The following is a 24,881-nucleotide window of genomic DNA, read 5'->3' on the forward strand; positions in this document are numbered from 1 at the left end:
GCATCCCCGGAGGCTTCTGTGACCGACCGCGACCGCCTGCGCGCCGACTGCGCGCGCTGCTTCGGGCTGTGCTGCGTGATCCCGGCCTTCACCCGGTCGGCAGACTTCGCCGCGGACAAGCCGGCCGGCACCCCCTGCGGCAACCTGCAGCAGGACTTCGCCTGCGGCATCCACGACCGGCTGCGCGGCAGCGGGTACGCCGGCTGCACGGTCTACGACTGCTTCGGCGCGGGCCAGCGGCTGTCGCAGGAGACCTTCGGCGGCCGCGACTGGCGCACCGGCCCGGAGCACAAGGCGGCGATGTCCGCTGCCTTCCCCGTGCTGCGCGACCTGCACGAGCTCCTCTACTACCTCGCCGACGCCGCGGAGCTCGACGTTCCGCAACCGCTGCGCTCCGAACTGGAAGCGGTCTCCGCCGATCTCGACCGGATCGCCGGGGGTCCGCCCGAGTTGCTCGCGGCGTCCGACACGGCGGCGCACCGGGCCGCAGCCAACCCGCTGCTGGTGCGCGCCTCCGACCACGCCCGCCGAGGCGGACCGGCACCCGACCACCGCGGCGCCGACCTCGCGGGCGCCCGCCTGGCCCGCGCTGACCTGCGCCGGGCGAGCCTGCGCGGTGCGCTGCTCATCGGTGCCGACCTCCGCGGCGCCGACCTCCGCCGGGCCGATCTGACAGGGGCCGACCTCCGCGGGGCCGACGTCGCCGGCGCCGACCTGTCGACGTCGCTGTTCCTGCTGCAGTCGCAGCTCGACGCGGCCTCCGGAGACTCTGCGACGCTGCTCCCCGAGCGCTTGAGCCGCCCGGGCCACTGGCCCCAGCGCTCGCGCCGCACGCAGCAGGCGCGTCGGTCCCGCCGCCCCCGGCGGCACTGACTTCGCGCCGCGCAGCCGCAGCAGCCGCCGGCCTGCACCGCGCGAACGGCCCGGTTTCCTCCATCGGTACCGATGTGCGCACCGCTTCCACAGGACTGGTCCGCTGGCAGCGGCCGGCCCCCGGCGGCAGCCACCGCTCCGGCCGGCCGCGAAGAGTCCCGGCGCCCCGCCCCCTGCGCCGCTTCGGACCGCGGCCGCGGGGGTCCACGGCCCCTCAGCGGCCGCGGGCGGTGCCGGCCCAGTGGAGACGCTGCTCCCTGCGCGGTCTGCGCCGAAGCCGCGCCTCCCCGCGGGCGCGGTCCCCGCTGCGTGAGGCGCCCGCTCCGGAACAGCGGGATGCCGGCGGCGGGCTCGGGTGCCCGGGGCCGCCTTGCCGCTCCCGGGCCGGGCACGGCTCCCGCGGCGCCCCTCCGGCGTGCCGGGCACCCGGATCTGCCGCGCGGTGAGCAAGCTGCCCGTGCCCGCCGGCGGGCAGCCGCGGACGGGACCGCCGACCCGCGCGTGCACTGACCTGCCGCTGTGGTGCAGGATCGGCGGAGGGCCCAGTGCCGCGTCCGGCGCCGGCCCGCACCACCACCGACGCATGGCGCCCCGGCCGGTCCGGGGCGCAGAGGAGTACCGCATGGCCGAAGCGCGCAGAGCACCGCAGACCCACCAGGGACGCGTCGTCCGCACCGAGCGGATCACGCCGGGGATGCAGCGCATCGTCCTCGGCGGCCCCGGCCTTGCGGCGTTCTCCCCCGGCGCCTTCACCGACCTGTACGTGAAGCTCGTCTTCCCCGCTCCGGGGGCCGACTACCCCGAGCCGTTCGACCTCGGCCGGATCCGGGCTGAACTGCCGCGCGACCGCTGGCCGTCGCTGCGCAGCATCACCGTGCGCGCCTGGGACGCCGCGGCCCGGGAGCTCACGCTGGACTTCGTGGACCACGGCAGCAGCGGCCTCGCCGGCCCGTGGGCGGCCGCGGCACAGGAGGGTGACACCATCCGCTTCGCCGGTCCGGGCGGCGGCTACGCCCCGTCGGCCGACGCCGGGCTGCACCTGCTGGCCGGCGACGCGAGCGCCCTCCCGGCCATCGCCGCCTCCGTGGAGCAGCTCCCGCGAGGCGCCGTCTTCCACGCCCTGGTCGAGGTCGACGGCCCCGCGGAGGAGCAGGACGTCCGCTCCCCGGACGGGCAGCCGGTCACCTGGGTGCACCGGTCGGGGCCGGCCGGGGCGGCCCTGGCCGACGCGGTCCGCGCCCTGGACCTTCCCGCCGACGGCACCGGCGGCGCCGCGGCTGGCGGTATCCAGGCGTTCGTGCACGGCGAGGCCGGGTTCGTCCGCGGCCTCCGCCGCCACCTCCGCCTCGACCTCGGCATCCCCCGCGAGCGCCTGTCGGTCTCCGGCTACTGGCGCCTCGGCCACGACGACGAGTCCTGGCGCGCCGCCAAGCCCGCCTGGAACGCCGAGGTGGAAGCCGAGCAGGACGCCGCGGCGGCGAACTGAGGCGCGGCTCCGGGCAGGCGCCGCGACGGCGGAGCTGGGCGGGGGCCAGACATCACGGCAAGGGCCGCTGCGCCGGCAGCCCCTCCACTCTGTCCCGCCGCTGCAGAGTCGGCGGGCGGCCAGGGTTTCTGCTGTTCGCGGGGCTGGGGAGGGGCGGGGCGGCTCAGACCATGGGCTCCCGCTTCTCTGCTGCCGGATTTCCGGTGTTCAGTGCGTCAGGCAAGCGGAAAACCGGCAGCGACGGCAGAACTGGGCAGGGGCCTGGGCCGAGCGGCGGGCTGGTCACTGGTGAGCCGTAAGGCATCAAGAAAAGGGCGGCTTCGCCGACAGTCTTCCGCTCTGGGCCACGACTTCAGAACCGGTGTGCGAACAGTCGTGCGGCTGACCATGGGGCCAGAACGGCACGGGCCGCAGACTCCCGCTCTTCGGAAGCCGGCCGACCGGTGTTCAGTGCGTCGGACAAGCGCAAAAGCGGCAGCAACGACGAGGCCGGGAGGGCCTTGGGGCGGTGGCCGAGTGGTGGGCTGGTCGCGGGGCGGGGGCACATGCCAGGAAATCGGGCACTGCACCGGGGCCCCTGCAATCCCGCCCAAGCAAGCACCACCCTCCCCCTGCGGGGCCGTGCACGCAGAGCCCGCTTCCGCGCCCCGCGGACCTGCTCAGAACACGAGATCACGCAGCGTGGCGGTGTCCGATTCCCGCGCACCCACCTTTTCCGCGGCCCGATCGGCAAAAAGGCGCGAGTCGCGGCGTCGGATTGGCCGCTTTGGGCAGTTTGGGGCAGGAGTGACCTCGCAGCCCGCGGAAAAGGAACGCGCCGCACTCTTCCACGTGGGCCCCCACACCGGACACCCGCACCCCGTCGGTGACTGGCGCCCGAATTGGCCCGATATGTCGCCACGCAGAGGGAAACCAGCCCTGGATTTGGGTCGTGGAGGGACCACTCCTCCCGATTCCGCGCGGATTCGCCGCTGAAAAGGTGGGATTCGTGGCGGCGATGAGGTGTTACCAAGGGTTCGCGAACCACCCGCGCTGACCCGGCCCGCCGGCGGCCGACTCTCCAGCCTCTCTATTCACACCAGTCACACCCGCCCCACGCGCCCGGCCCGCGGCCCCGCCCTGTGGCAAACCCGCGCCCGGCCGCCGCCCCGAGCTTCCGGCCACCGCTGCCGCCGCTGCCGTCTTTGGCTTGTCCGACGCACTGACCAACCCGCCATCCGACCGCCTCCGCGCGCGAGCCCCCTGCCTCCTCCGTCCCTTCAGTCGCATCCACCCCACGACCAGCCGCCGCCCGGACGCCTCCCGGAGCCCTGCCCGGCCTCGCCGTCGCCGCCGCCTTTCCGCTTGTCCGACGCACTGAGCACCGGCCAGCCGGCTGCAGAGAAGCGGGAGCCTACGGTCTCAGCCGCCGCAGCCCCGCGCCCAGCAGCACCTGGTCACACACCGTCCCCGAAACGGCGGAACAGAGCACAAGGCGTCCGGCGAAGCCGCCCCTGCGCTTCCCGGAGGACGCAGGGACCGGCGAGCACACCTCGATGGGCCGGTGCGCAGGGGCCCGCGCCTACTCCCTCTGGCGGCGCTCTTCGAGGACCCGGTCGATGTCGATCGGGCCGATTGTGATCGGGGGCCCCGCCTGCGGGGAGCGGATCTCGGCGGCGATGACGGCGTTGACGTCGGCCAGGATCCGGCGGGCCTCGTCGTCGGTGCGGGCGGCCAGTGCGGCGGCCCGGGCGTCTTCGGCCTCCCTGCGCAGTGCGAGTGCCCGGGGCAGTGGGGCGACGCCCTCTTCCTGGGCCTTCTTGCGCACCCACCACAGGTCGTCGCGCGGCCGGTCGATGTCCGGGATGGGCTTCCCCCGGCCCGGCAGGTTGTCGAACTCCCCGCGGTCCTCGGCTTCCCGCACGAGGCGGTCCACCCAGGACTCGAAGCCCTCGCCAGCGGGCTTGCGCTCAGTCACGGCGTCTCCTTCGCGGCAGGACCCGGCGTCGGCGCTCCCGTCCATGCTAGACCGCAGCGCGGCGGACACTACAGCCCCAGTCCGCGGTAGCGGGCCGCGCGCGCCGCGGCGCGTTCTCCCGGGTCGGCTTCGACCAGCGGCACCAGTTCCCGGGAGAGGGCGGCGCCGAGGCGGATGCAGAACGCCTCCGGCTCGTCGGCCGCGTCGGGACGCTCCGGCACGACCCGGTCGGCGATGCCCGCTGCGGCCAGGTCGGCCGACCGGATGCCCTGCTGCGCCGCGACGTCGCCGGCCCGGTCCACCGTGCGGTGCAGGAGCACCGACGCCCCCTCCGGCGGCAGCGGCGACAGCCACGCATGCTGGGCGCACAGCACCCGGTCCGCGGGCGCCAGGGCCAGCGCGCCGCCGCCGGTCCCCTGCCCCAGCAGCACCGCTACCGTCGGCGCGGACAGGGTCGCCAGCTCGGTGAGGCAGCGCGCGATCTGCCCGGCCACCCCCTGCTCCTCAGCTTCCCTGCTCAACGCCGCACCGGGGGTGTCGATCACCGTCACCAGCGGCAGCCCCAGCCCGGCGGCCAGCCGCATCCCCCGCCGCGCCTCGCGCAGTGCCGCCGGCCCCATCGGCCGCTCCCGCGTCTGCCGTGCCCGGTCCTGCCCCAGCAGCACACACGCGGAGTCGCCGAAACGGGCCAGGGCGAGCAGGAGGCCGGGGTCGGATTCGCCTTCACCGGTGCCGTTGAGGGGCACGACATCACTGGCCGCGAACTTCAGCAGCTGCCGCACCCCCGGGCGATCCGACCGGCGGGAGCGCCGCACCGACTCCCAGGCCGCCACCTCACCTCCGCCTCCAGCGCCGGCGGGCTCCGCCTCCTCCGCGCCGGCGCCGTTCACCGGCACGGCACGCGGGCCCGCGGACCCGCCGGGGGCAGCTGTGCGGGCCGGCGCCGCCGGCGGTTCCGGCAGGGCCGGGGCACCCGCACCGGCCGGTGCGGCGCCGCGGGCGGCGAGGACGGACAGCGCGCGGTCGGCGGTCTCGGCGAGGGCGTCGAGGTCCAGAACGGCGTCGACAATGCCGTGCCGGTGCAGGTTCTCGGCGCGCTGCACGCCCTCCGGGAACGGCTGGCCGTACAGCGCCTCGTACACGCGGGGGCCGAGGAAGCCGATGAGTGCGCCGGGCTCGGCGACGGTCACGTGGCCGAGCGACCCCCACGAGGCGAGCACCCCGCCGGTCGTCGGGTGGCGCAGGAAGACCAGGTAGGGCAGGCCGGCGGCCTTGTGTGCGGCGACTGCGGTGGAGATCTTGACCATCGACAGGAACGCCACCGTTCCCTCCTGCATGCGGGTGCCGCCGGAAGCGGGCGCCGCCAGCAGCGGCAGGCGCTCCGCGGTCGCCCGCTCCACCGCGGCGGTGACCCGCTCGGCGGCCGCGACGCCGATGGAGCCGGCGAGGAAGCCGAACTCGCCGACGACCGCGGCGACCCGGCGGCCGCGGAGCCGCCCCTCGCCCGTGAGCACCGCCTCGTCGCAGCCGGTCGCCCGGCGCGCCGCACTGAGCGCCGCCGCGTACTCCGCGCCGATGCCGGCCGCGGGCGCGGCCGGCGGACCGTCCCAGGAGGTGAAAGACCCGGTGTCCAGGGTGCGCCGGAGAAGTTCGTGCGCCGAATACCCGGTACCCATAGACGCCCTCCGCAAGAAGAGGAAGAGTGGATAGGCCAATTACCGGCAGCCTCGCATGCGGCGGAGCGTTTGGGAAGACCGCTCTCCGGACGGCAGGGGTGCCGTTCTAGTCTGGTGCCGCCGTTTCCGTGCGGCGCCGCCGAGAGCGAAGGAGCGCGCCCGCGTGCCAGACCGTCTTCAACCGCGGCCGCCGGCCCGGCCGCGCCTGTACGAGCAGCTCGTCGAGCGCCTCGTCGAGCACATCCGCGAGGCAGGGCTGGAGCCGGGTGACCGGCTGCCGCCGGAGCGCGAACTGGCGGCGTCGCTGGCGGTGAGCCGCGCCTCGCTCAGCCAGGCGCTGGTGGCGCTGGAGGTGCAGGGCGTCCTCGACGTGCGGCACGGCGACGGCGCGATCATCCGGCGCACCGCGACCGAGGCGGGTGTGCTGGCGCTGCTGCGGGACCGCGCGAACCGGCACGCCGAGGTGGTCGAGGCCCGCCAGGCACTGGAGGTGAAGCTCGCCGAACTGGCCGCCGAGCGGCGCACCGACGCCGACCTCGCCGAAATCGACGCGGCCCTGGCACTGATGCGCACCGATGTCTATGCCGGCGGGCGCGGAATCGACGGCGACGCCCGCTTCCACGCGGCGATCACCGCTGCGGCGCGCTCCCGGCTGCTGGCCCGGATGATGGACGAGCTCGCCCCGATGATCCGCGGAACCCGGCTGGAGTCGCTCTCCCAGCCGGAGCGCCCGCCGGCGTCCCTGGCCGACCACACCCGCATCGCCGAGGCCGTCCGCCGCCGCGACTCCCGCGGCGCCGCGGAAGCCATGCGCGACCACCTCCTGCTGGTCTCCGAGATCGGCGCCCCCGACCAGCTCCCCGAGAACCCGCAGTGATCCGCGGATGCCGCCCCTGGGGCCGGCTTCCGCGGCGCGCCGGGATCGCACCCGCACGCGGGCGATCGGCCCGGGGGGAGAGAGCGAGCAGACTTCGGCCGGTGCTGCCCTCCATGCGGATGCGCTGCGCTCGGCTGTACCCGGACGCGAAGCACCGACGCGGGGCCGCTGGTCCGCCGCCCCGGCAGACCCGCCTTCACCGCGGACCGCAGCGCACCCCCGCCGCCGGTCCGGCTCGGGGGCAGGGACCGCGCGCTGCGCTCGGCCGGCCCCGCCCGCGGAACCGTCCGCGCAGGAACGCCGTTGAGCCGGCCGCGAGGCCGCTTTCCAGCGGTTCGGCTCAGCGGCCCCGCCCGCGGACACCGTCACGCGCTACCAGCCGCTCCTGCGCCGCGGGCGCCGGCCCGGCCCTGCGGCCTCCCGCGCCGGGAGCCGCTGAGAGCGGGACCCGGCCCTCAGCGGCTCCGGGCCGCTTCTGCACGGCCCCCGGGCCCACCCGGGGGCCTCGGCCGGCGGCAGAATGCCGGCAGGACGGCCGCGACGGCCAGATGAGGAGGCACTGTGACTGACCCCCGCACCAGCAGCGAGCCCCTGCACTACACCGATGCCGTGGAGCTTGCCCGGCGGATCAGGGGGCGGGAGGTGTCGGCCCGCGAAGTGCTCCAGGCCCATCTGGACCGGATCGCGGCGGTCGGCGGCGCGATCAACGCCGTCGTGACGCTGGATGCCGACGGGGCGCTGGAGCAGGCCGCAGCCGCCGACGAGGCGCTCGCGTCCGGCGCCGAGCCCGGGCCGCTGCACGGGCTTCCGGTGGCGGTGAAGGACACCCACGCCACCCGCGGGATGCGCACCACGCTGGGCTCGCCGATCTTCGCCGACTCCGTGCCCGGCGCCGACGACCTCGTCGTGGAGCGGATGCGTGCCGCGGGGGCGGTCGTCATCGGCAAGACGAACGTGCCCGAGTTCGCGGCCGGCTCGCACACCTTCAACACCGTGTTCGGCACCACCCGCAACCCCTACGCCCCGGACCGCTCGGCGGGCGGCAGCAGCGGCGGCGCCGCGGCCGCTCTCGCCGCCGGGATGCACCCGATCGCCGACGGCTCCGACATGGGCGGCTCCCTGCGCAACCCGGCGTCGTTCACCAACACCGTTGGACTGCGGCCCACCCCCGGACGCGTTCCCGACTGGCCCTCCGACCTGCCGTGGGAGACGCTGGCGACGGCCGGGCCGATGGGCCGCACCACCGCCGACGCCGCGCTGCTGCTGTCGGTGCTGGCCGGGCCCGACCCGCGCGCTCCCGCGGCGCTCGGCGAGGCGGGGGCGCTGTTCGCACCGCCGCTGCGGCCGCGGGCGGCCGGGCTGCGGGTCGCGGTCTCCCCCGCCTTCGGCGGTGCGCTGCCGATCGAGCCGGAGGTTGCGGCGGCCGTCGCCGCGGCCGGGCGCACGATGGAGGAGCTCGGCGCGCACGTGGCCGAGGAGCTGCCGGACTTCTCCGGGGCCGAAGAGGTGTTCCGGACGCTGCGCGCCTGGCACTTCCAGCACGCATTCGGCGAGCTGGCCGCCGCCCATCCGGGACGGGTGAAGCAGACCGTGGTGGACAACGCCGCCGAAGGCGCTCAGCTCAGCGGCGCCGACATCGCGCGCGCCAAAACCGGCCAGGCCGCGCTGTACCACCGGTTCCGGGAGTTCTTCACCCGCTACGACGTGCTGCTGCTCCCGGTCAGCCCGGTGCCGCCGTTCCCCGCCGAGCTCGAATACCCCGCGTCGGTGGCCGGCGTGCCGACCGGCGGCGACTACCTGTCCTGGATGGCGGCGGCCTACTGGGTCACGGTCACCGGCTGCCCCGCGGTGTCGGTCCCGGCCGGGTTCACCGCCGGCGGGCTGCCGGTGGGCGTGCAGATGGTGGGGCCGCACCGTGCCGACCGGGCGCTGCTGGAGGCCGCGGCGGCGTTCGAGGCCGCCACCGGCTACGGCCGGCGCCGCCCGCCCCTCAGCGCCGACACGGCGGCAGGCACCGCTTCCGGCGGCGCCCAGGGCACCGCCCGCTGACCGGCACCGCCCGCCGCCCGGCACGGAAATCCCTTGCACCTCAGGGCTTGGGCCGTGCAGGGCGGCGGGAGGGCAGTCCTAGAATGCGGAGGTCCGGTGCGCTGCGTCTCCGGCGGACCAGCCCCGGCGCCTCCCCGCTACTCCCCTATCCCCCGGCGCTTGCCCGAACGGACGGACCCCCGATGAGCGAGATCGACTCGACCCAGCCGCACTCCGCGCGCGTGTGGAACTACTGGCTCGGCGGCAAGGACAACTACGCGGTCGACCGGGAGGTCGGCGAGCAGCTCAAGTCGATCGTGCCGGAGGGCGTGGTGAGCGCCCGCGCCGACCGCGAGTTCCTGGCCCGGTCGGTGCGCCTCTGCGTCGAGGAGGGCGGGATCCGCCAGTTCCTCGACATCGGCACCGGCCTGCCCACCGCCGACAACACCCACGAGATTGCGCAGGCCGCCGAACCGTCCTGCCGCGTCGTCTACGTCGACAACGACCCGCTGGTGCTGGTGCATGCCCGCGCACTGCTGGTCGGCACGCCGGAGGGCGCCACCGACTACGTGCACGCCGACGTGCACGACCCGGAGGCCATCCTGGCGGCCGCCGCCGGGACGCTCGACCTGGACCAGCCGACCGCGGTGGTGCTCTCCAGCGTGCTGAACTACGTGATCGGCGACGACGACGCGCTGCGGATCGTGCAGGCGCTGATGGCGGCGGTCCCCTCCGGCAGCTACCTGGTCGTCGGCCACCCCACGTCCGACGTGGAGGCCGAGCGGATGGCGCAACTGCTGGAAGTGTGGAACTCCGCCAACCCGCACCCGATGCGGACCCGCTCGCGCGCCGAGCTGGAGCGGCTCTTCGCGGGGCTGGAGCTGCTGGAGCCCGGCGTGGCCAACGCGCCGGACTGGCGGCCGGACGAGGGCACCCTGTTCCGCGGCCGCCTCATCCCGCACCTGGTCGCGGTGGCCCGCAAGCCCTGACGCTGCGGCGTGCCCGCCGCCCCGCGGACACAGTGCGGCGCCCCCGGGCGGGCGCCGCACCTGCTTCCGGGGGGCGCCTATCCGCGCTCCGGTGCAGGCCCTGCTGCGGCGCTGCTGGTCCCGCCCTCCTCGGCCTCGGCCAAGAGGCCGCCGAGCAGCTCCGCACTGCTCTGGCCGAGCCGCTCGGCCGGTCCCGGCCGGTGCTCCGGCAGGCCCGGGTAGCGGATCGGCGCGCGCACGGTGCGCACGGAGCCCTCGGTGGGGTGCTCCTCTTCGGTGAACAGTCCGACCGCGTCGGCGTGCGCATCGCCGACCAGGTCCCCGGCCGCGGCGACGCGCGCGACCGGCACGTCGGCGGCCTCCATCAGGGCCATCCACTCGCCGGTGGTGCGCTCGGCGACCAGCTCGGCCGCCGCGGAGTAGAGCGCGTCGATATGGGCCGTGCGCGCGCCGAGATCGGTGAAGCGCGGGTCGGCGGCGAGGTCGGGGCGCCCCGCAGCGGCGAAGAAGGCGGCCCAGTGCGCGTCGGTGTAGGGCATGAGGGCGATGTGCCCGTCGCGGGTGGCATAGGGGCGCCGGTCGGGCGAGGTGGCCCGCGGATAGCCGACCGGGGCGAGGGGCGGTTCGAACGCGTGGCCGTAGAGGTGCTCGACCATGAGGAAGGACGCCATGGTCTCGTACATCGGGACTTCGACTTCGCAGCCCTGACCCGTGGTGCCGCGCCGCACCAGCGCACCGAGGATGCCGACCGCCGCCATCAGCCCGGTGGTCTTGTCGGCGACCACCGAGGGGACGTAGCGCGGCTCCCCGCCCGCGGCGTTGAGGTCGGCCAGGCCGGAGGCGGCTTGGACGAGGTCGTCGTAGGCGGGCCGGCCGGAGCGCGGTCCGCCGGCGCCGTAGCCGGTCGCCGCGCAGTAGACGATGCCGGGCGCCGCTTCGGCCACGGCGGCGTAGCCGAGGCCGAGCCGCTCGATGGCGGCGGGGCGGATGTTGTGCACGAACACGTCGGATTCGGCGGCGAGCCGGAGCAGCGCGTCCCGCTGCCCGGGCTCCTTGAGGTCGCACACCACGCTGCGCTTGCCGCGGTTGACGTTGAGGTGGACGCCGCCCATACCGGGCGAGCGCGCCGGGCCGAGCCGGCGGGTGGGGTCGCCGGCGGGCGGCTCGACCTTGATGACCTCGGCGCCGAGGTCGGCGAGCAGGCGGGTGCAGTAGGGGCCGAGCAGGACCGTGGTCAGGTCCAGGACCCGGATCCCGTCCAGGGGACCGCTCATCGGACATCTCCTCGCTGGGGCGCGGGCTGGTTCGGGGCGCGGCGCGGCCCCGGCGCGGGCGCATGGCTGACGCCCGGACCGGGGCGGCCCGCTGCTGCGCCGGTCGGCGCGGCAGCGGGCGGGCGGGTCATTCCGCTGTCATCGAGTTGGGCAGCCACAGCACGGCTTCGGGGAAGATCGAGAAGAGGACCACGACCACCAGGATCGACACCGCGAACGGCGCGGCACCCCAGAAGACCTCCTCGACGCGCTGCCGCGAAGCGCGGGCGACGACGAACACGTTGAGTCCCAGCGGCGGGCTGACCAGGCCGATCTCGGCGAGCAGCACGACCATCACGCCGAACCAGATCGGATCGAGGCCGAGTTCGCTGACGACCGGAAGCACCACCGGGACGGTGAGCGCGAGGATCGCCATCTGGTCCATGAAGAAGCCGAGGACGAGGTAGATCAGCCCGATCACGGCGAAGACCGCCATCGGCGGGATCGGCAGGCCGCCCACCCACGCGGCGATGGCGGGGGTGACCTGGGTGGCGGCGAGGAAGTAGCCGAACACGTGCGCGCCGAAGATGATCATCAGGATCATCACGGTGGAGTCGACGGCCTCGCGCGCGGATTCGTAGAGCGCCCGCAGCGTCGCGGTGCGCCGCGCCAGCATGATCGCCAGCGCGCCGATGCCGCCGAAGGCCGCCGCTTCGGTCGGGGTCGCCAGGCCGAAGTAGATCGTTCCGGTGACCAGCGCGAACAGCAGCAGGACCGGGGAGGCGGGCGCGAGCGTGCGCAGCTTCTCCGACCAGGGGCGGGCCTGGTCGCGGGGGGCGAGGTCGGGGCGGAGCCGGATCTGGATCTGCAGCGTGACGATGATGGCGAGGGTGACGGCGATGCCGGGCACCACGCCGGCCACCAGGATCTTGCCGACGCTCTCCTCGGCCAGCACCGCGTAGAAGACCAGGATGATGCTGGGCGGGATCATCGCCGCGAGGGTGCCGACCACGGCGGCGAGCCCGTTGGCGAGGCGCTTGTTGTAGCCGGCCGCGGTCATCTCGGCGGTGGAGGTGGTGGCCAGGGTCGCCGCGGCGGCGGTACTCGACCCGGAGATGGCGGCGAACAGCGCACCGGCGCCGGCGGTGGCGACGCCGAGCCCGCCGCGCACGCCGCCGGTCCAGGCGCGGGCGGTGGCGAACAGGTCGCCGGCCACGCCGCTCTTGAGCACGAACTGCGCCATCAGGATGAACAGCGGGATCGCGGAGAGGGTGTAGGCGGAGACGGCGGTGTGCGAGGAGACCGAGACGAGCCCGAGCAGCAGGTCGGTACCGCCGTGCAGGTAGAGGCCGACGACGCCGGCGATGCCGATCGCGAAGCCGACCGGCACGCGGATGAGCAGCAGGGCGAACAGCAGGATGACGATCGCGGTGACCAGCATCAGCCGCGCACCTCCGTCTCGGCGCCGGCGGCGGTGTCGCCGGAGCGGTGGGTCAGGGCCGTGGCGGCCAGGCGCAGCAGCAGCACGCCGCTGCCGAGGGGGACGAGCACGTAGGAGGTCCAGCTGGGCCAGGAGAGCGGGCCGCCGCCGGGCGGCGGGATCTCGTGGGTGGCGACGGCTTCGCGGACAGCGTCGGCGCCGGCGTAGAACACCAGGGCGAAGAAGGCGAAGACGAGGACCTGGCCGATGAGGTCGGCGGCAAGGCGCACGCGCGGGCTGAACCGCTCATACAGCACGTCGATGGCGACGTGGGCGCCGGTCCGGTAGGTGGCGGCCAGGCCGCAGTAGAACATGCCGACCATCAGGTAGTCCTGGATGAAGGCGACCGACCAGCCCAGCGGGCGGGCGAACGCGTAGCGCATCAGCACCTCGGCGCCCATCAGGACGAGCATCGCGGCCAGCGCGACGACGGCGAGCGCCATCAGCGCTTCTTCGAGGCGGGTGACCGCGCGCTCGGCGGCAACCAGCGGGCCGCCGCTCTTCTCATTCGCCGCCATCGGCCTGCTCCTCACGGACGCGCTCCAGCTCGGTCTCCATCGCGGCGAGGGCCTCCTCGCCGGGGCGCCCGATGCTCTCCATGTCGGCCGCCCACTGCTCGCGGGCCGGAGCGAGGACCTCCTGCCAGGCGTCCTTCTCCTCGTCGGTGAGCGGGTGGAACTCCATCCCGCCCTCCGCGAGGCGCTGCTGGGAGGCGGCGTTCTCCTCGTCGAGGGCCTCGCACAGGTGCAGGGTCGTCTCGTGCCCGGCCTGGACGAGCGCCTCCCGGGTCTCGGTGTCGAGGCGCTGCCAGGAGTCGTCGCCGATGGAGTAGGTGTTGATGAAGCTGCCGAGCTCGGCGCCGAGCGTGGAGTAGCCGGCGGCTTCGTCCAGCCGGTAGGGCTCGGCGCTGATCGGGGCGAGTGCGGTGCCGTCGACGGTGCCGCGGGAGATCGCCTCGTACATCTCGGGGGCGGGCATGGAGACGGGCGATCCGCCGAGCGCGCTGATGGTGGCGTCGATGGTGCCGCCGGAGGAGCGCAGCATCATGCCGGCGGCATCGGCGGGTACGGCGACCTCTTCGGTGCCGGTCATCACCTCGTAGGAGGGGATGACGCCGATGACCAGCGGGCGGACGCCCTGCTCGGAGAGCTCTTCGTCGTAGAGCACGCCGCCGGGCGCCATCAGCGGCTCGGCGGCCAGCGCGCCCTCGCAGGCGTCGCCGACCAGGCCGGGCAGGTCGGCGACGCCGGACAGCGGCAGCTTCGAGGTGACGTAGGCGGGGGCCACCGAGGCCATGTCGATCGCGCCGGATCCGGTGAGCTCGATCAGGTCGGCGGCGGTGCCGATCTGCTCCGAGGGCAGGTAGGAGAAGGTGACGCGGCCCCCGGTCAGCTCTTCGGCCCGCTCCATGAAGAACTCCGCGCCGTTCTCCGAGATGGGGTGGCCGACCGGATAGGAGTCGCCGAGCACGAGTCGGACGCCGTCCTCCGGCGGCTCGGGGGCTGCTGTGCAGCCGGTCGCCATCGTGAGCGCCGCGGCCAGACACGCCATCGGGGCGGCGACGGTGCCGCGCCGTGGCGGGTCGGTGCGTGCTTCGGCCATGTTCGCCTCCTGAAGCCGGACGCGTCACCGCGAACCAGCCCTTACACATCGTTCTTATATAAGAACGTGCTTCTTGTGACGACGTGGACATTAAGGCGAGATCCAGATCACTGTCAATGCTGTTCGCCCACTCATTCGCGAGCCCGCACACACGTCCGGCGAATCATTCTCATATGCGCACAACGGAGGGCACCCGACCGGCCACGGCCCCACCCTTCGCACACATCCGGCCGCGCAGCCGGTCCGCCCCGGCCGCTTCACGCAGGCCGCGCTTACCGCTACGCTGTTCCCAAATACGTCACATGTTCCTAAATAAGAACGAGCGCTGAGTGCGCCGGAAGGAGGTGGCGATGCGACCGCTGGACGGGGTGCGCGTTCTCGACCTGTCCCGGGTCCTGGCCGGCCCGTACTGCACCCAGTACCTCGGCGACCTGGGCGCCGACGTGGTCAAGGTGGAGCCGCCCGGCCAGGGCGACGAGACCCGCGGCTGGGGCCCGCCGTTCGTCGGCGGCGGGGAAGGCGGCGACGGCGGGGCGGAGTCCGTCTACTTCATGGCGGCCAACCGCAGCAAGCGCGGCATCACCCTGGACCTGAAGACCGCGGAGGGGCAGCGGATCGCCCGCGAGCTCGCCCTCCAGTCCGACGTGCTGGTGGAGAACTACCGCCCCGGAACGCTGGCGAAGTTCGGCCTCGACCACGCCGCGCTGAGCGCCGCCAACCCCCGGTTGATCTCGGTGTCGATCAGCGGATTCGGCCAGACCGGCCGCTACCGCGACAAGCCCGGCTACGACCTCATCGCCCAGGGCATGGGCGGCGTCATGGGCGCCACCGGCGAACCCGGCGGCGCACCGGCGAAGGTCGGCTTCCCCGTGGCCGACCTGAACGCCGGCACCTGGGCGATCATCGCCGTGCTCACCGCGCTGCAGGCGCGCGAGCGCACCGGAGTCGGCCAGGCGATGGACGTCTCGCTGATGGAGTCCCAGCTGGCCTGGCACGTGTACGGCACCGGGATGTACTTCCACACCGGCGCCTCGCCGCAGCGGCGCGGCTCCCAGCACGAGATGATCGCGCCCTACCAGGCTTACGCCACCGCTGACGGCCACATCAACGTCGCCGTGCCCAACCAGCGGTTCTGGACGGCGCTGTGCACGCTGCTCGGCGGCGGCCTGGACACCGACCCGCGCTTCGCCGCCAACGCCGACCGGGTGGCGCACCGCGCCGAGCTCAACGCGATCCTGGAGCCCCGGTTCGCCGCCCGCACCTCCGCGGAGTGGCTCGCCGACCTGGAGGCGGCCGGCATCCCGTGCGGCAACATCTCCACGCTCGAAGAGGTCTACTCCGACCCGTGGGTGGAGGAGCGCGAGCAGATCGTCCGGCTGCCGCACCCGGTGGCCGGCACCTACGTCGGCACGGCCTTCCCGGTGAAGGCGTCGCACACCCCGGCGCGCGCCGACACCGCGCCGCCCACCCTGGGCCAGCACACCGGCGAGGTGCTCGCCGAACTCGGATACGACCGCGATGCGGTGGAGCGGCTGCGCAGCGCGGGCGCCTTCGGCCGCGAGGAGGAATGACCCGGTGGACTTCGACCTGACCGAGGACCAGCGCGCCATCGCCGGCGCCGTCAAGGAGCTCAGCGCCGGCTTCGGCGGGGAGTACTGGCGCACCAAGGACGCCGAGCACGCCTTCCCGTGGGAGTTCTACAACGCCTTCGCCGAGTCGGGCTGGCTCGGCATCGCCATCCCCGAGGAGTACGGCGGCGGCGGGATGGGGGTGCAGGAGGCCGCGATCCTGCTGGAGGAGGTGGCGGCATCGGGAGCGGGCATGAACGGCTGCTCGCCGATGCACCTGACCATCTTCGGCATCAACACCATCGTCAAGCACGGCAGCGAGGCGCTGCGGCGCGCAGTGCTGCCCAGCGTGGTCGACGGCTCGCTGCACGTCTGCTTCGGCGTGACCGAGCCCGACGCCGGCACCGACACCACGCGCATCTCCACCACCGCGGTGCGCGACGGCGGCGACTACGTCATCAACGGCCGCAAAGTGTGGATCACCAAGGCGGGCGACGCCCAGAAGATCGTCCTGATCACCAGGACGACGCCGCGGGACGAGGTGGCCAAGCCGACCGACGGGATGACGCTGTTCCTGGCCGACATCGACCGCTCGGCGATGGACATCCGGCCCATCCCCAAGATGGGGCGGAACGCCGTCGCCTCCAACGAGGTGTTCATCGACGGGCTGCGGGTTCCGGCGTCGGCGCGCATCGGCGAGGAGGGCCAGGGCTTCCGCTACCTGCTGGACGGCCTCAATCCGGAGCGCATCCTGCTCGCACACGAGGCCCTCGGGCTCGGCCGGGCCGCGCTGGAGGCGGCCACCGCCTACGCCAAGGAGCGCACCGTGTTCGGCCGGCCGATCGGCAAGAACCAGGGGGTCTCGTTCCCGCTGGCCGAGTCGCTGGCCCGGCTGGACTCCGCACGGCTGATGGCGCGCAACGCGGCCTGGCTCTACGACCGGGGGCGCCGCTGCGGCCGGGAGGCCAACACCGCGAAGTGGCTGTGCGCCGAGGCGGGGTTCTTCGCGGCCGACGCGGCGGTGCAGACGCACGGCGGCATGGGCTATGCGACCGAGTACGACGTGGAGCGGTACTTCCGCGAGGCGCGCCTGATGCGGCTGGCCCCGGTCAGTCAGGAGATGACCCTCAACTACATCGCCCACAACGTCCTGGGCCTGCCCAAGTCCTACTAGGGCGTCCTCTCCCCTCCGCTCATCCGCTCCGCTGCGGCGGGCTCGGCCAAGGCCCGCCGCAGCGGACGGCGCGGGAAGCACCGTGCGGATCGGAGCGGAAAGGGCAGCAGCAGAGACGGGATACAGAGAGAAGCCCCGGCAGCGGCCCGATCGCGGGCAGCGCCGGGGCTGTGCTGCGCGTGCGCAGCGGCGCGTCGGCCGGGAACGCCGCGGGCCGCTGGGGCCGCCGGCGCGGCAACCCCAGCGGCGCGGGTCAGCCGCCGGCGCGGCGGAGGATGGCGCGGGCCTGGCCGAGGAGCGGGGCGTCGACCATCCGGCCCTCGTAGCGGAACACGCCCGAACCGGCCGCCGCGGCGGCCGCGGTGACGCCGCGGGCCCAGGCGATCTCGGAGTCGGCCGGCCGGAACGCCGCCCGGATCGGGTCGGCGTGGCTGGGGTGGATGCACATCTTCGCCGCGAACCCCGACTCGGCCGCCTCGGTGGCCTCCGCGGCGAGCCCGTCCAGGTCGGCGATCGCGAGGTAGACGGTGTCGATGGCGGCGGTGCGGTGCGCCGCGGCGGCCAGCAGCACCGCGGAGCGCGCGTGCCGGACCACGTCGTGCAGCGCGCCGTCGCGCGAGCGCCGGCTGCCGGTGCCGCCGATGTCGGCCATCAGGTCCTCGCCGCCCCAGGTGAGCGCCGCACATCCGGGCTCGGCCGCCAGCGCCGGTGCCGCGAGGACCCCGGCGGCCGTCTCGCACAGCGCGATGACCCGGGCGGGCGCGAGCGCGCGCACCGCCGCGGGGTCCTCGGCCTTGGGCAGCAGCACCCAGCGCACCCCCATGCGGGCGGCTGCTGCGGCGTCGTCTTCCCACCACGGGCTGCCGTAGGGGTTGATACGCAGCACGGTGCGGTCGGGGTCGAGGCCGGGCCAGGCTTCCTCGACCGTGCCGCGGGCGGCATCCTTGGCCTCGGGCGCGACGGCGTCTTCCAGGTCGAGGATGACGGCATCGGCGCGGCTGGCCGCCTTGGCGTAGCGGTCCGGCCGGTCGGCGGGGCAGAACAGCAGCGCCGGCCCGGGGGGCTGCACCGGGCCCTCGGCCGCGGCGCTCACGCCTCCCCCTCGGGAAGGCAGAGCATCAGTGCGCTGCGCTCGGCTCGGGCGACGAGCTCGCCGTGCTGGTTGCGGGCGCGGTGCTCGAAGCGGACCACGCCGTTGCCGGGCCGCGACTTCGACCGGCGCTTCTCCAGGACGCGGCTCTCGGCGTAGAGCGTGTCGCCGTGGAAGACGGGCCGGGGGAACTCCACGGCACCGAAGCCGAGGTTGGCCACGGTGGTGGCCTGGGTGAGCTGGCCGACGCTGAGCCCGACCAGCGTCGAGAGCGTGAACAGGCTGTTCACCAGGGGCTTGCCGAACTCCGTCTGGGCGCTGAAGTGCGCGTCCAGGTGGATACTGGCCGGGTTCATGGTGAGGGTGGTGAACAGGGTGTTGTCGGCCTCGGTGACGGTGCGCCCGGGCCGGTGCTCGTAGACCACCCCGGTGCGGAGCTCTTCGAAGTACAGGCCGCGCTGCGCGATGCGCTCTTCCGGGGCCTCCTGGTCGCGGTCTCCCACCGCAGCCTCCTCAGGGGGTGTGTTGCAGACGGTGCCGCGGTGCGGCCGGACCCGTGCATGCGGCCGGTCCGCGCACGGACACCTCCATGTTTTCATACGCGAACGAAAATTCCCATATACGCACGAATAAGAGTCGCTCAGGCCAGCCGGTGCGCGATGTCCTTCGCCGCGGTCAGCGTCTCCTCGCCGACCAGGCCCAGCTGGTCGGCCATCCGGTTGACCGGCCCGGCGCACGCCACGGCGGCGACCGGGCGCTCGCCCACCTGTACCACCGCGGCCGCCGCGGCCACGTCGGGCAGAGTCTCGCCGCGGTTGTAGGCCACCCCGGTGCGGCGGATCTCTGCCAGCTCACCGTCGATCTCGGCGCGCCGCCCGCCCTCGGCCAGCCCGGCCAGGTAACCGCCGCGCAGGCTCGGCGGCATGAAGGCCAGCAGGCATTTGCCCCCGCTGGTGGGATAGAGCGGCCGGCGCTGGCGGAGCGGCGCCGAATAGCGGATCAGCCGGTTGGACTCCACGCTGTCCAGGTAGACGGTGGAGTAGCCGACGCGCACGGCGAGCGTGACGGTCTCGTCGAAGCGGTCGCGCAGCCGCTCCAGCACCGGGCGGGCTGCGGCGGTCAGCGCCGAGCGGTTCGGCGAGAGCAGCATCGCGACGGCCGGGCCGAGCCGGTAGACGCCGTCCCGCTCCTCCAGGTAGCCGACAGCCGCGAGCCCCTGCACCAGGCCGTAGACCGAGGACTTCGGCGCGTCCAGCGCACCCACCAGGTCGCGCAGCCGGGCGCCGCCGTCGGCGGCCGCCACGGTCTCCAGGATCGTGGTGACGCGGGTGACGGTGCGGTGCTCCTTGGCCGAGGGCGGCTCGGGTTCTGCGTGCACGTGCGCACCTCTCGTCGTTGCGGGCGGCCCCGGACCGCCGGGTCGGACCCATTATGCCCACCGCTACACCTCTGCCGCGCTCTCCTCGGCGCGCCCGCGGCAGCGCACGCTCCGCCCTCCCCTGCCGGCGCGCATCCGGCGGAGCAGCACGGCCCAATCCCGTGCGCAACACGGTGCGCATTGCGAATTCCCCGACGCCGAACTGCGGATTCGCCGCAATTCCCGGATTATCCAGCAGGGCGCCGCCACCCGCCCGAATCGTGAAGTTCGTAGTTTTGTATCCTTTTCTTCGGATCCATCAGAGTGCCGGAGAACCGGACGCGGCGCGGCATGCGCTCCGCGAACGAGCAGAAAGGCCGAAAGGTGACCGAACAGCACGCGATGCTCAACCGCGTCTACGCGCTGAAGAGCCCCGGCGAGGCAGAGAAGCTCTACGACGACTGGGCGAAGGACTACGACGACGAATTCGGCCGCACCACCGGCTACCGCGCGCCCGAGCACGCGGTGCGCGCGCTGGCCGGCCTGCTGCCCGAGCGCGGCGCCGCCGTCCTCGACGCGGGCTGCGGGACGGGACTCGTCGGCGCGAAGCTGGCCCAGGAGGGCTTCACCGCGATCGACGGCAACGATCTGTCCGCAGCGATGCTGGAGCAGGCGGAGGCCAAGGGCGTCTACCGGTCGCTGGCCAAGGCCGACCTCACTGCCCGGCTGGACATCGCCGACGGCGCCTACGGCGCGGTCGTGTGCTGCGGCACCCTGACCGAGGGCCACGTCGGCCCGGCGGCGATGGACGAGCTGGTCCGGGTCGCGGCGCCCGGGGCGCCGGTCGTCATCACCATCCTGGAGCGCATCTGGGAGCGGGACGGGTACCGGGCGAAGGCCGAGGCCCTGGAGCAGGCCGGTACCGCCCGCCTGGAGAGCGTCTCCGCCGAGGAGCTCTACACCTCCGGCGACCCCACGCTGGTCAACGTCGTCGTGCTGCGCTCGGCCTGACCCTGCGCGCCCCCGCTCCCCGGCGGGGGCGCTGTCCGGGCGGACGTCCGCCCCCGGCCGGCTCCCCCGGCGTCCGGACTCCGGACGCAGCGGTGTCCGGCCTCGGCAGCCCCCGGTCGCCGCCGCGCCCGCCGCCGGCTCCGGCAGCTGGGCCCCGCCGGCTCAGCCGCGATAGGTGCGCTGCAGGTAGCCGGCGAAGGTGTCGGTGCCGTACGGCGGCCCCGGCACCAGGTTCTCGCCGCGCTTGAGTGCCGCGAAGGTGCGGCCGGGCAGCGAGACGAACCACGGCGGCCGGTGGACTCCGGCGGCCTCCTGCCAGAGCCCGGCCATCCGCGCCCCGGGCATCCGCTCCGGCCCGCCGATGTCGGGGGCGCGTCCGGCGGGGGCCGCACCGGCAAGGGCGGTGAGGCGCGCCGCGACGTCGCCGACGCCGATCGGCTGCGCGCTGACGCGCGGGACCAGCAGGACCGGCAGTCGGCGCTGGGTGGCGAAGAGCCGGTCGATCAGCGAGTGGAACTGGGTGGCGCGCTGGATGGTGTGCGCCAGTCCGGAGGCGCGCAGCAGCTCTTCGATCTCCAGGCGCTGGCGGTAGAACGGCAGCGGGATCGCGTCGATACCGACGATGCTGATCAGCACCACGTGGCCGACTCCCGCCTCGCGCGCCGCGGTGAACAGGTTGCGCGCGGCGTCCACGTCGGTGGCCGACTGGGCGGTGGCGCAGTGCACGACGGTCTCGGCGCCCGCCACGGCGGCGGCGAGGCCCTCGCCGGTGAGCAGGTCTGCCGTTACCAGCCCGGGCCCGGTGCGCCGGCTCATCGCCCGCACGTCGTGGCCTGCCGCGCGCAGCGCCGCAGCGGTGGGGGTACCGAGGTCGCCGGTCGCACCGGTCACAAGCGTCGCCATGCCCGGTCTGTTCCCCCGCTCGGCCCGGCCACTCCTGTCCGCTCCCGGCCGGCCGCGCCCCGCGGCACGCGGCGTCATCCGGCGAAGGCCGCACCGGCCCAGGCGGCCTGGGCTTCGAGAAGGTCGGCCAGCGCGCCGGAGAGCGGTTCCCCGGCGCGCAGCGCCCTGCTGGCGACGAGCGGAACCGGCCGACCCGTGGCCGCTTCCACCAGCGGCGGGATCCACAGGGCCAGGCCGCTGCCCTGCCGGTCGACGGCCCAGACGGCGACGCCCGGGCCGCCGGGCTGCCGCGGCACCGGACCCGGCGGCCCCGGCACCGCTGGCGCGGGCAGTGCCGGCTCGGCCGCACCGGAGCACCCGTGTGCCGCCCGCAGCGCAGGCGGCACGCGGGCGGCACAGGCCACCAGCTGGGCGTCGATCCGCAGCAGCCGGTGCAGCCTCCGGTAGTCGGCGCTGTAGGCGCCCGGATCGGGCAGCGGCCGCCCGCGGACCGCCGCGGCGGCGCCCGCGAGCAGCAGTCCCGGGTCGCCGCCCGCCTCTGCGCCGGGGCCGGCCCCGGCGCAGTAGGGCAGGAACCCGGCCAGCGGGTAGGGGGCTCCGGGCAGCGTGTTGTAGCCGGTGTAGAGGCGCGGTAGCCGGTCCGCCGGTGCATCGCCGGCCGCGGCGAGCACTCCGTGGGCGACCTGGCCGAGGGGGCCGTGGCCGTGGTCGGGAAGGCGGTTCACGGTCGTCAGGGTCTCTTCACGCGCCATGCCCGTCACTCTGGCAGCGCACCGCACCTGCGTTGGCGGATTCCGCAGATCAGCCCGGCACTTCCTGCCCATTCGACCGGGCCGCCCCGTTCTCGCCGGAAGCCGCCGCCCCCGCTGCTTCCGCCGCGGACACGCCTGCGGCGCGGGCTCCCGCGCCGCAGGCGTGCAGTGCAGCGGGGGGCTCCAGCTCCGCGAGGCGCGCGAACGCCTGCGCCGTCGGCGATCCTGGCTCGGCCACGTAGGCGATCACCCGCTGCCCCGTGCCGGGCACCGCGAGGATCTGGCAGTCGAACTCCATCGGCCCTGCGGAAGGGTGGTCGATGCGCTTGGTGAGGGGGCGGCGTTCGCGGACGACGTGCGATGACCAGAGCTCCGCGAAGCGCGCAGACGATGCGGACAATTCAGCGACCAGGGCGGCGATTCCCGGCTCCCCGGGGTGGAGCCCCTGGGCCGCGCGCAGGTCGGCGACCATGGCTTCGGCGAAGCCGCGGACGCCGGGGTCCTCCCAGGCCGGCGCGGTGTCGCTGCGGCCGAAGGTCCAGCGCAGCAGGTTGCGTTCGGCTCCGGGGGCGGACAGGTCGCCGGTGAAGTGGCGGGAGAGCCGGTTCCCGCCGACGATGTCCCCCCGCGCATCGACGATGTAGGCCGGAACGCCCGCGAGGGCCTCCAGGATCCGTTCGACTGCGGTGGGCGGGCTGCAGGGCAGCCGGCCCCCGCCAGCAGGGTGGTGGCCGCCCAAGCGGAGCAGGTGGTCGCGCTCGTCGGCAGTGAGCAGCAGGGCGCGCGCCAGCGCACCGAGCACCTGGCGCGAGGGGTTGGCCCCGCGCGCCTGCTCCAGGCGGACGTAGTGGTCGATCGAAACCCCGGCGAGCTCCGCCACCTCCTGGCGCCGCAGTCCGGGGGTGCGGCGGGGGCCGTAGCCGGGCAGGCCGACGTCTGCAGGCGCCAGGCGCGCGCGGCGCCCGCGCAGGAACTCCGCGATCCCCGACCGGTCGACCACTGCTGCCTCCCGCCCTCCGGCGCCCCCGGCGGGCGCCTCTCCGCGATTATGGCGCTCCGCGCCGCCGCGCGGGTGGTACAGCCGATACCCGTTTCGGCGCTGCCTTCTCCGGGCCGGCGGCCGCCGTGAGGGTGGGGGCATGGACTTCGAACAGAACGGCACGGTCGGCGCACCGCACGGCGAGCGGCCGGATCCGGCGGGCAGGATCGCTCTAGTGACCGGGGGAAACCGCGGAATCGGACTGGCGACGGCGCGTGCCTTGGCAGAACTGGGGATGCACGTCGTGGTGGGCGCCCGCGGCCGCGACCGAGGCCGCGCTGCAGCGCGGTCGCTCCCGGGGACGGCGACTGCGGTGCCGATCGACCTCACCGACGAGCAATCCGCCGCAGCCGCCGCGGAGGAGATCGGAAGCGAGTTCGGGCGGCTGGACGTGCTGGTGAACAACGCGGGGATTGCGGCGGCGGAGGGGTCGGGACCGCCGAGCGCCACCGCGGCGCAGGCGCTGCGCGACGTCTTCGAGACCAACGTCGTCGGCACCGTCGCGGTGACCGCAGCCATGCTGCCGCTGCTTCGGCGCTCCGACGCGGGCCGGATCGTCAACGTCTCCAGCGAGGTCGGATCGATCGCGCTGCGCGGGGACCGGCAGTCGCCGCTGGCAGCCCTGCCGCCGTCGCTGGCCTACCCCTGCTCCAAGGCGGCCCTGAACATGGCGACCGCCGCCTTCGCGGCCGAGCTGGAAGGCACGACCATCAAGGTGAACGCCGCCAACCCGGGCTACTGCGCGACCGACCTGAACGGGCACAGCGGGTACCGCACGGCCGAGCAGGGCGCGGAGGTGAGTGTTGCCCTGGCGACGCTTCCCGCGGACGGGCCGACCGGCGTCTTCTGGGGCCACGAAACGGCGTCGGGCCCCATGGGCGAGCCGACGCTGCTTCCATGGTGAATCCCCTGGTCCGCGGGCATCGACGTACCTGGCGCCTTCCACGCGGACGGCGCCGTCGCCTGACAGCCGCGCAATCAGCGAGGGGCCGGGCGGATCCTGCTGGGCTCGGCGAGGGCCGGGGCCTGGTTCCGACGCGGCGCAGGGAGTCTTCTCCGGACTCGACACGCGCCCGGGCCTGACGCGCAGGCCCGTATCCAGCGGCAATGCAGCCCGGTCCGGATCGGCCGTGCACTCCGCCGCGGAACGGGCATGGTGCGGGTGACCGTAAGGAGGAGTTCGCACGATGTCGACCGCAGGGATTTGGCTCGCGGCGATTGTCCTGGCGGTGGCGGCGGTCTTCGCCATCGCCTACCTGGTGCAGGCGACGAAGGGGCCGCGCCGGTTCTTCCGGGGCGGGAGCGCCGACCCGCGCGGCGGCGGCTCCCCCATCGCGGCACCGGGGTCGTCGAGTCCGCAGACGGTGGAGGAGCCGGTCGCCGACGACGATCCCCTCACCGCGGACCTGGGCGAGGAGGCGGCCGCCGTCATCGAGGGCGAGCGGCACGGCCCGTCGTCGGGACTGGACGCGGGGCTGGAGTCAGAGGCGCGCGGCGCCGTGGACGCGACCGCGGCCCCGGCAGCACCCGGCCCGCCCCCGCCGGAGCCCGCCGGTGCGCCCTCAGCACCCGGTTCCGACGCGGCTGCGGAGCCGCTGGCTGAGGCGGCCCGCGAACACCGGCACGCAGCGGATGAGCACCGCAAGGCGGCCGAGGCGCTGGAAGGCGGCCCGGTCTCCCCCGGGGAGGAGTCCGAGACCGGCCCCGTCTACCCCTTCGAGCGCCGCCCCGGCGACTCGCGGGGCCATCCCGGCTGAGCGGCGCGG

Annotated in this window: 22 protein-coding genes; 10 read left to right on the forward strand and 12 right to left on the reverse strand. The window is 74.7% G+C overall.

Translation table 11 applies throughout. The features are described from left to right. The first annotated feature begins 18 nt into the window (after nt 1-18). Nucleotides 19-873: a pentapeptide repeat-containing protein gene (locus ACYVGT_RS13910; RefSeq protein ID WP_460858046.1), complete on the forward strand. Its 855-nt coding sequence runs from the start codon at nt 19-21 to the stop codon at nt 871-873. A 622-nt stretch (nt 874-1,495) separates the two neighbouring features. Then, a complete protein-coding gene (locus tag ACYVGT_RS13915) occupies nt 1,496-2,359 on the forward strand; it encodes a siderophore-interacting protein (RefSeq protein ID WP_460858048.1) in 864 nt (287 codons plus the stop codon). A 1,561-nt stretch (nt 2,360-3,920) separates the two neighbouring features. On the opposite strand, the gene ACYVGT_RS13920 is transcribed toward ACYVGT_RS13915, so the two are convergent. Beyond that, complete coding sequence (locus ACYVGT_RS13920) at nt 3,921-4,316, reverse strand: DnaJ family domain-containing protein (protein WP_460858050.1); 396 nt, start codon at nt 4,314-4,316, stop codon at nt 3,921-3,923. Nucleotides 4,317-4,384: 68 nt separating this feature from the next. After that, on the reverse strand, nt 4,385-5,992 hold the full coding sequence (locus ACYVGT_RS13925; RefSeq protein WP_460858053.1) for a carboxyl transferase domain-containing protein: 1,608 nt from the start codon (nt 5,990-5,992) through the stop codon (nt 4,385-4,387). A 163-nt stretch (nt 5,993-6,155) separates the two neighbouring features. On the opposite strand from ACYVGT_RS13925, the gene ACYVGT_RS13930 reads away from it, so the two are divergent. From ACYVGT_RS13930 to ACYVGT_RS13940, 3 genes are all read left to right on the forward strand, one after another. Then, nucleotides 6,156-6,869: a FadR/GntR family transcriptional regulator gene (locus ACYVGT_RS13930; protein WP_460858056.1), complete on the forward strand. Its 714-nt coding sequence runs from the start codon at nt 6,156-6,158 to the stop codon at nt 6,867-6,869. 561 nt (nt 6,870-7,430) lie between these two features. Next, nucleotides 7,431-8,918, forward strand: coding sequence for an amidase (locus ACYVGT_RS13935; RefSeq protein WP_460858058.1), 1,488 nt, complete (start codon nt 7,431-7,433; stop codon nt 8,916-8,918). Between the two features lie 182 nt (nt 8,919-9,100). Continuing rightward, entirely contained in the window at nt 9,101-9,886 is a 786-nt protein-coding gene (locus ACYVGT_RS13940; RefSeq protein WP_460858061.1) for an SAM-dependent methyltransferase, read from the forward strand. A gap of 77 nt (nt 9,887-9,963) precedes the next feature. On the opposite strand, the gene ACYVGT_RS13945 is transcribed toward ACYVGT_RS13940, so the two are convergent. The 4 genes from ACYVGT_RS13945 to ACYVGT_RS13960 all read right to left on the reverse strand — a co-directional run bounded on the left by ACYVGT_RS13945 (nt 9,964) and on the right by ACYVGT_RS13960 (nt 14,221). Next, nucleotides 9,964-11,160, reverse strand: a complete 1,197-nt coding sequence (locus ACYVGT_RS13945) for a CaiB/BaiF CoA transferase family protein (RefSeq protein WP_460858063.1) — start codon at nt 11,158-11,160, stop codon at nt 9,964-9,966. 127 nt (nt 11,161-11,287) lie between these two features. Continuing rightward, nucleotides 11,288-12,580: a TRAP transporter large permease gene (locus tag ACYVGT_RS13950; protein ID WP_460858066.1), complete on the reverse strand. Its 1,293-nt coding sequence runs from the start codon at nt 12,578-12,580 to the stop codon at nt 11,288-11,290. Next, nucleotides 12,580-13,137, reverse strand: a complete 558-nt coding sequence (locus tag ACYVGT_RS13955) for a TRAP transporter small permease (protein WP_460858068.1) — start codon at nt 13,135-13,137, stop codon at nt 12,580-12,582. Before ACYVGT_RS13955 ends, ACYVGT_RS13950 begins: the two co-directional genes overlap by 1 nt. After that, entirely contained in the window at nt 13,124-14,221 is a 1,098-nt protein-coding gene (locus ACYVGT_RS13960; RefSeq protein WP_460858070.1) for a TRAP transporter substrate-binding protein, read from the reverse strand. The genes ACYVGT_RS13955 and ACYVGT_RS13960 overlap by 14 nt, the downstream gene beginning before the upstream one ends. A 350-nt stretch (nt 14,222-14,571) precedes the next feature. Here ACYVGT_RS13960 and ACYVGT_RS13965 point away from each other — a divergent pair, with 350 nt between their 5' ends. Next, complete coding sequence (locus ACYVGT_RS13965; protein WP_460858073.1) at nt 14,572-15,792, forward strand: CaiB/BaiF CoA transferase family protein; 1,221 nt, start codon at nt 14,572-14,574, stop codon at nt 15,790-15,792. A gap of 4 nt (nt 15,793-15,796) precedes the next feature. After that, a complete protein-coding gene (locus tag ACYVGT_RS13970) occupies nt 15,797-16,963 on the forward strand; it encodes an acyl-CoA dehydrogenase family protein (protein WP_460858074.1) in 1,167 nt (388 codons plus the stop codon). A 253-nt stretch (nt 16,964-17,216) separates the two neighbouring features. Here ACYVGT_RS13970 and ACYVGT_RS13975 read toward each other — a convergent pair whose 3' ends face one another. From ACYVGT_RS13975 to ACYVGT_RS13985, 3 genes are all read right to left on the reverse strand, one after another. After that, nucleotides 17,217-18,056: an HpcH/HpaI aldolase/citrate lyase family protein gene (locus ACYVGT_RS13975; RefSeq protein ID WP_460858076.1), complete on the reverse strand. Its 840-nt coding sequence runs from the start codon at nt 18,054-18,056 to the stop codon at nt 17,217-17,219. After that, nucleotides 18,053-18,556, reverse strand: a complete 504-nt coding sequence (locus ACYVGT_RS13980) for a MaoC family dehydratase (RefSeq protein WP_460858077.1) — start codon at nt 18,554-18,556, stop codon at nt 18,053-18,055. The genes ACYVGT_RS13975 and ACYVGT_RS13980 overlap by 4 nt, the downstream gene beginning before the upstream one ends. A 137-nt stretch (nt 18,557-18,693) precedes the next feature. Then, nucleotides 18,694-19,431 (reverse strand): IclR family transcriptional regulator, encoded by a 738-nt coding sequence (locus ACYVGT_RS13985; protein WP_460858079.1) that lies wholly within the window; start codon nt 19,429-19,431, stop codon nt 18,694-18,696. Between the two features lie 363 nt (nt 19,432-19,794). Between ACYVGT_RS13985 and ACYVGT_RS13990 the strand changes: the two genes are divergently transcribed. Further along, nucleotides 19,795-20,421, forward strand: a complete 627-nt coding sequence (locus ACYVGT_RS13990) for a class I SAM-dependent DNA methyltransferase (protein ID WP_460858081.1) — start codon at nt 19,795-19,797, stop codon at nt 20,419-20,421. A 162-nt stretch (nt 20,422-20,583) separates the two neighbouring features. On the opposite strand, the gene ACYVGT_RS13995 is transcribed toward ACYVGT_RS13990, so the two are convergent. The 3 genes from ACYVGT_RS13995 to ACYVGT_RS14005 all read right to left on the reverse strand — a co-directional run bounded on the left by ACYVGT_RS13995 (nt 20,584) and on the right by ACYVGT_RS14005 (nt 23,076). Further along, the gene (locus tag ACYVGT_RS13995) at nt 20,584-21,324 is read right to left on the reverse strand and encodes an SDR family oxidoreductase (RefSeq protein WP_460858083.1); all 741 of its coding nucleotides are present in this window, start codon (nt 21,322-21,324) and stop codon (nt 20,584-20,586) included. 74 nt (nt 21,325-21,398) lie between these two features. Beyond that, a complete protein-coding gene (locus tag ACYVGT_RS14000) occupies nt 21,399-22,076 on the reverse strand; it encodes a hypothetical protein (RefSeq protein ID WP_460858085.1) in 678 nt (225 codons plus the stop codon). 49 nt (nt 22,077-22,125) lie between these two features. Continuing rightward, entirely contained in the window at nt 22,126-23,076 is a 951-nt protein-coding gene (locus ACYVGT_RS14005; protein ID WP_460858087.1) for a helix-turn-helix transcriptional regulator, read from the reverse strand. A 139-nt stretch (nt 23,077-23,215) separates the two neighbouring features. Here ACYVGT_RS14005 and ACYVGT_RS14010 point away from each other — a divergent pair, with 139 nt between their 5' ends. Together ACYVGT_RS14010 and ACYVGT_RS14015 are read left to right on the forward strand one after the other, a co-directional pair. Then, on the forward strand, nt 23,216-24,019 hold the full coding sequence (locus tag ACYVGT_RS14010) for an SDR family oxidoreductase (RefSeq protein WP_460858089.1): 804 nt from the start codon (nt 23,216-23,218) through the stop codon (nt 24,017-24,019). A 283-nt stretch (nt 24,020-24,302) separates the two neighbouring features. Continuing rightward, nucleotides 24,303-24,872, forward strand: coding sequence for a hypothetical protein (locus tag ACYVGT_RS14015; protein ID WP_460858090.1), 570 nt, complete (start codon nt 24,303-24,305; stop codon nt 24,870-24,872). Nucleotides 24,873-24,881: the final 9 nt, after the last annotated feature.

Source organism: Nocardiopsis coralliicola (genome assembly GCF_054779695.1).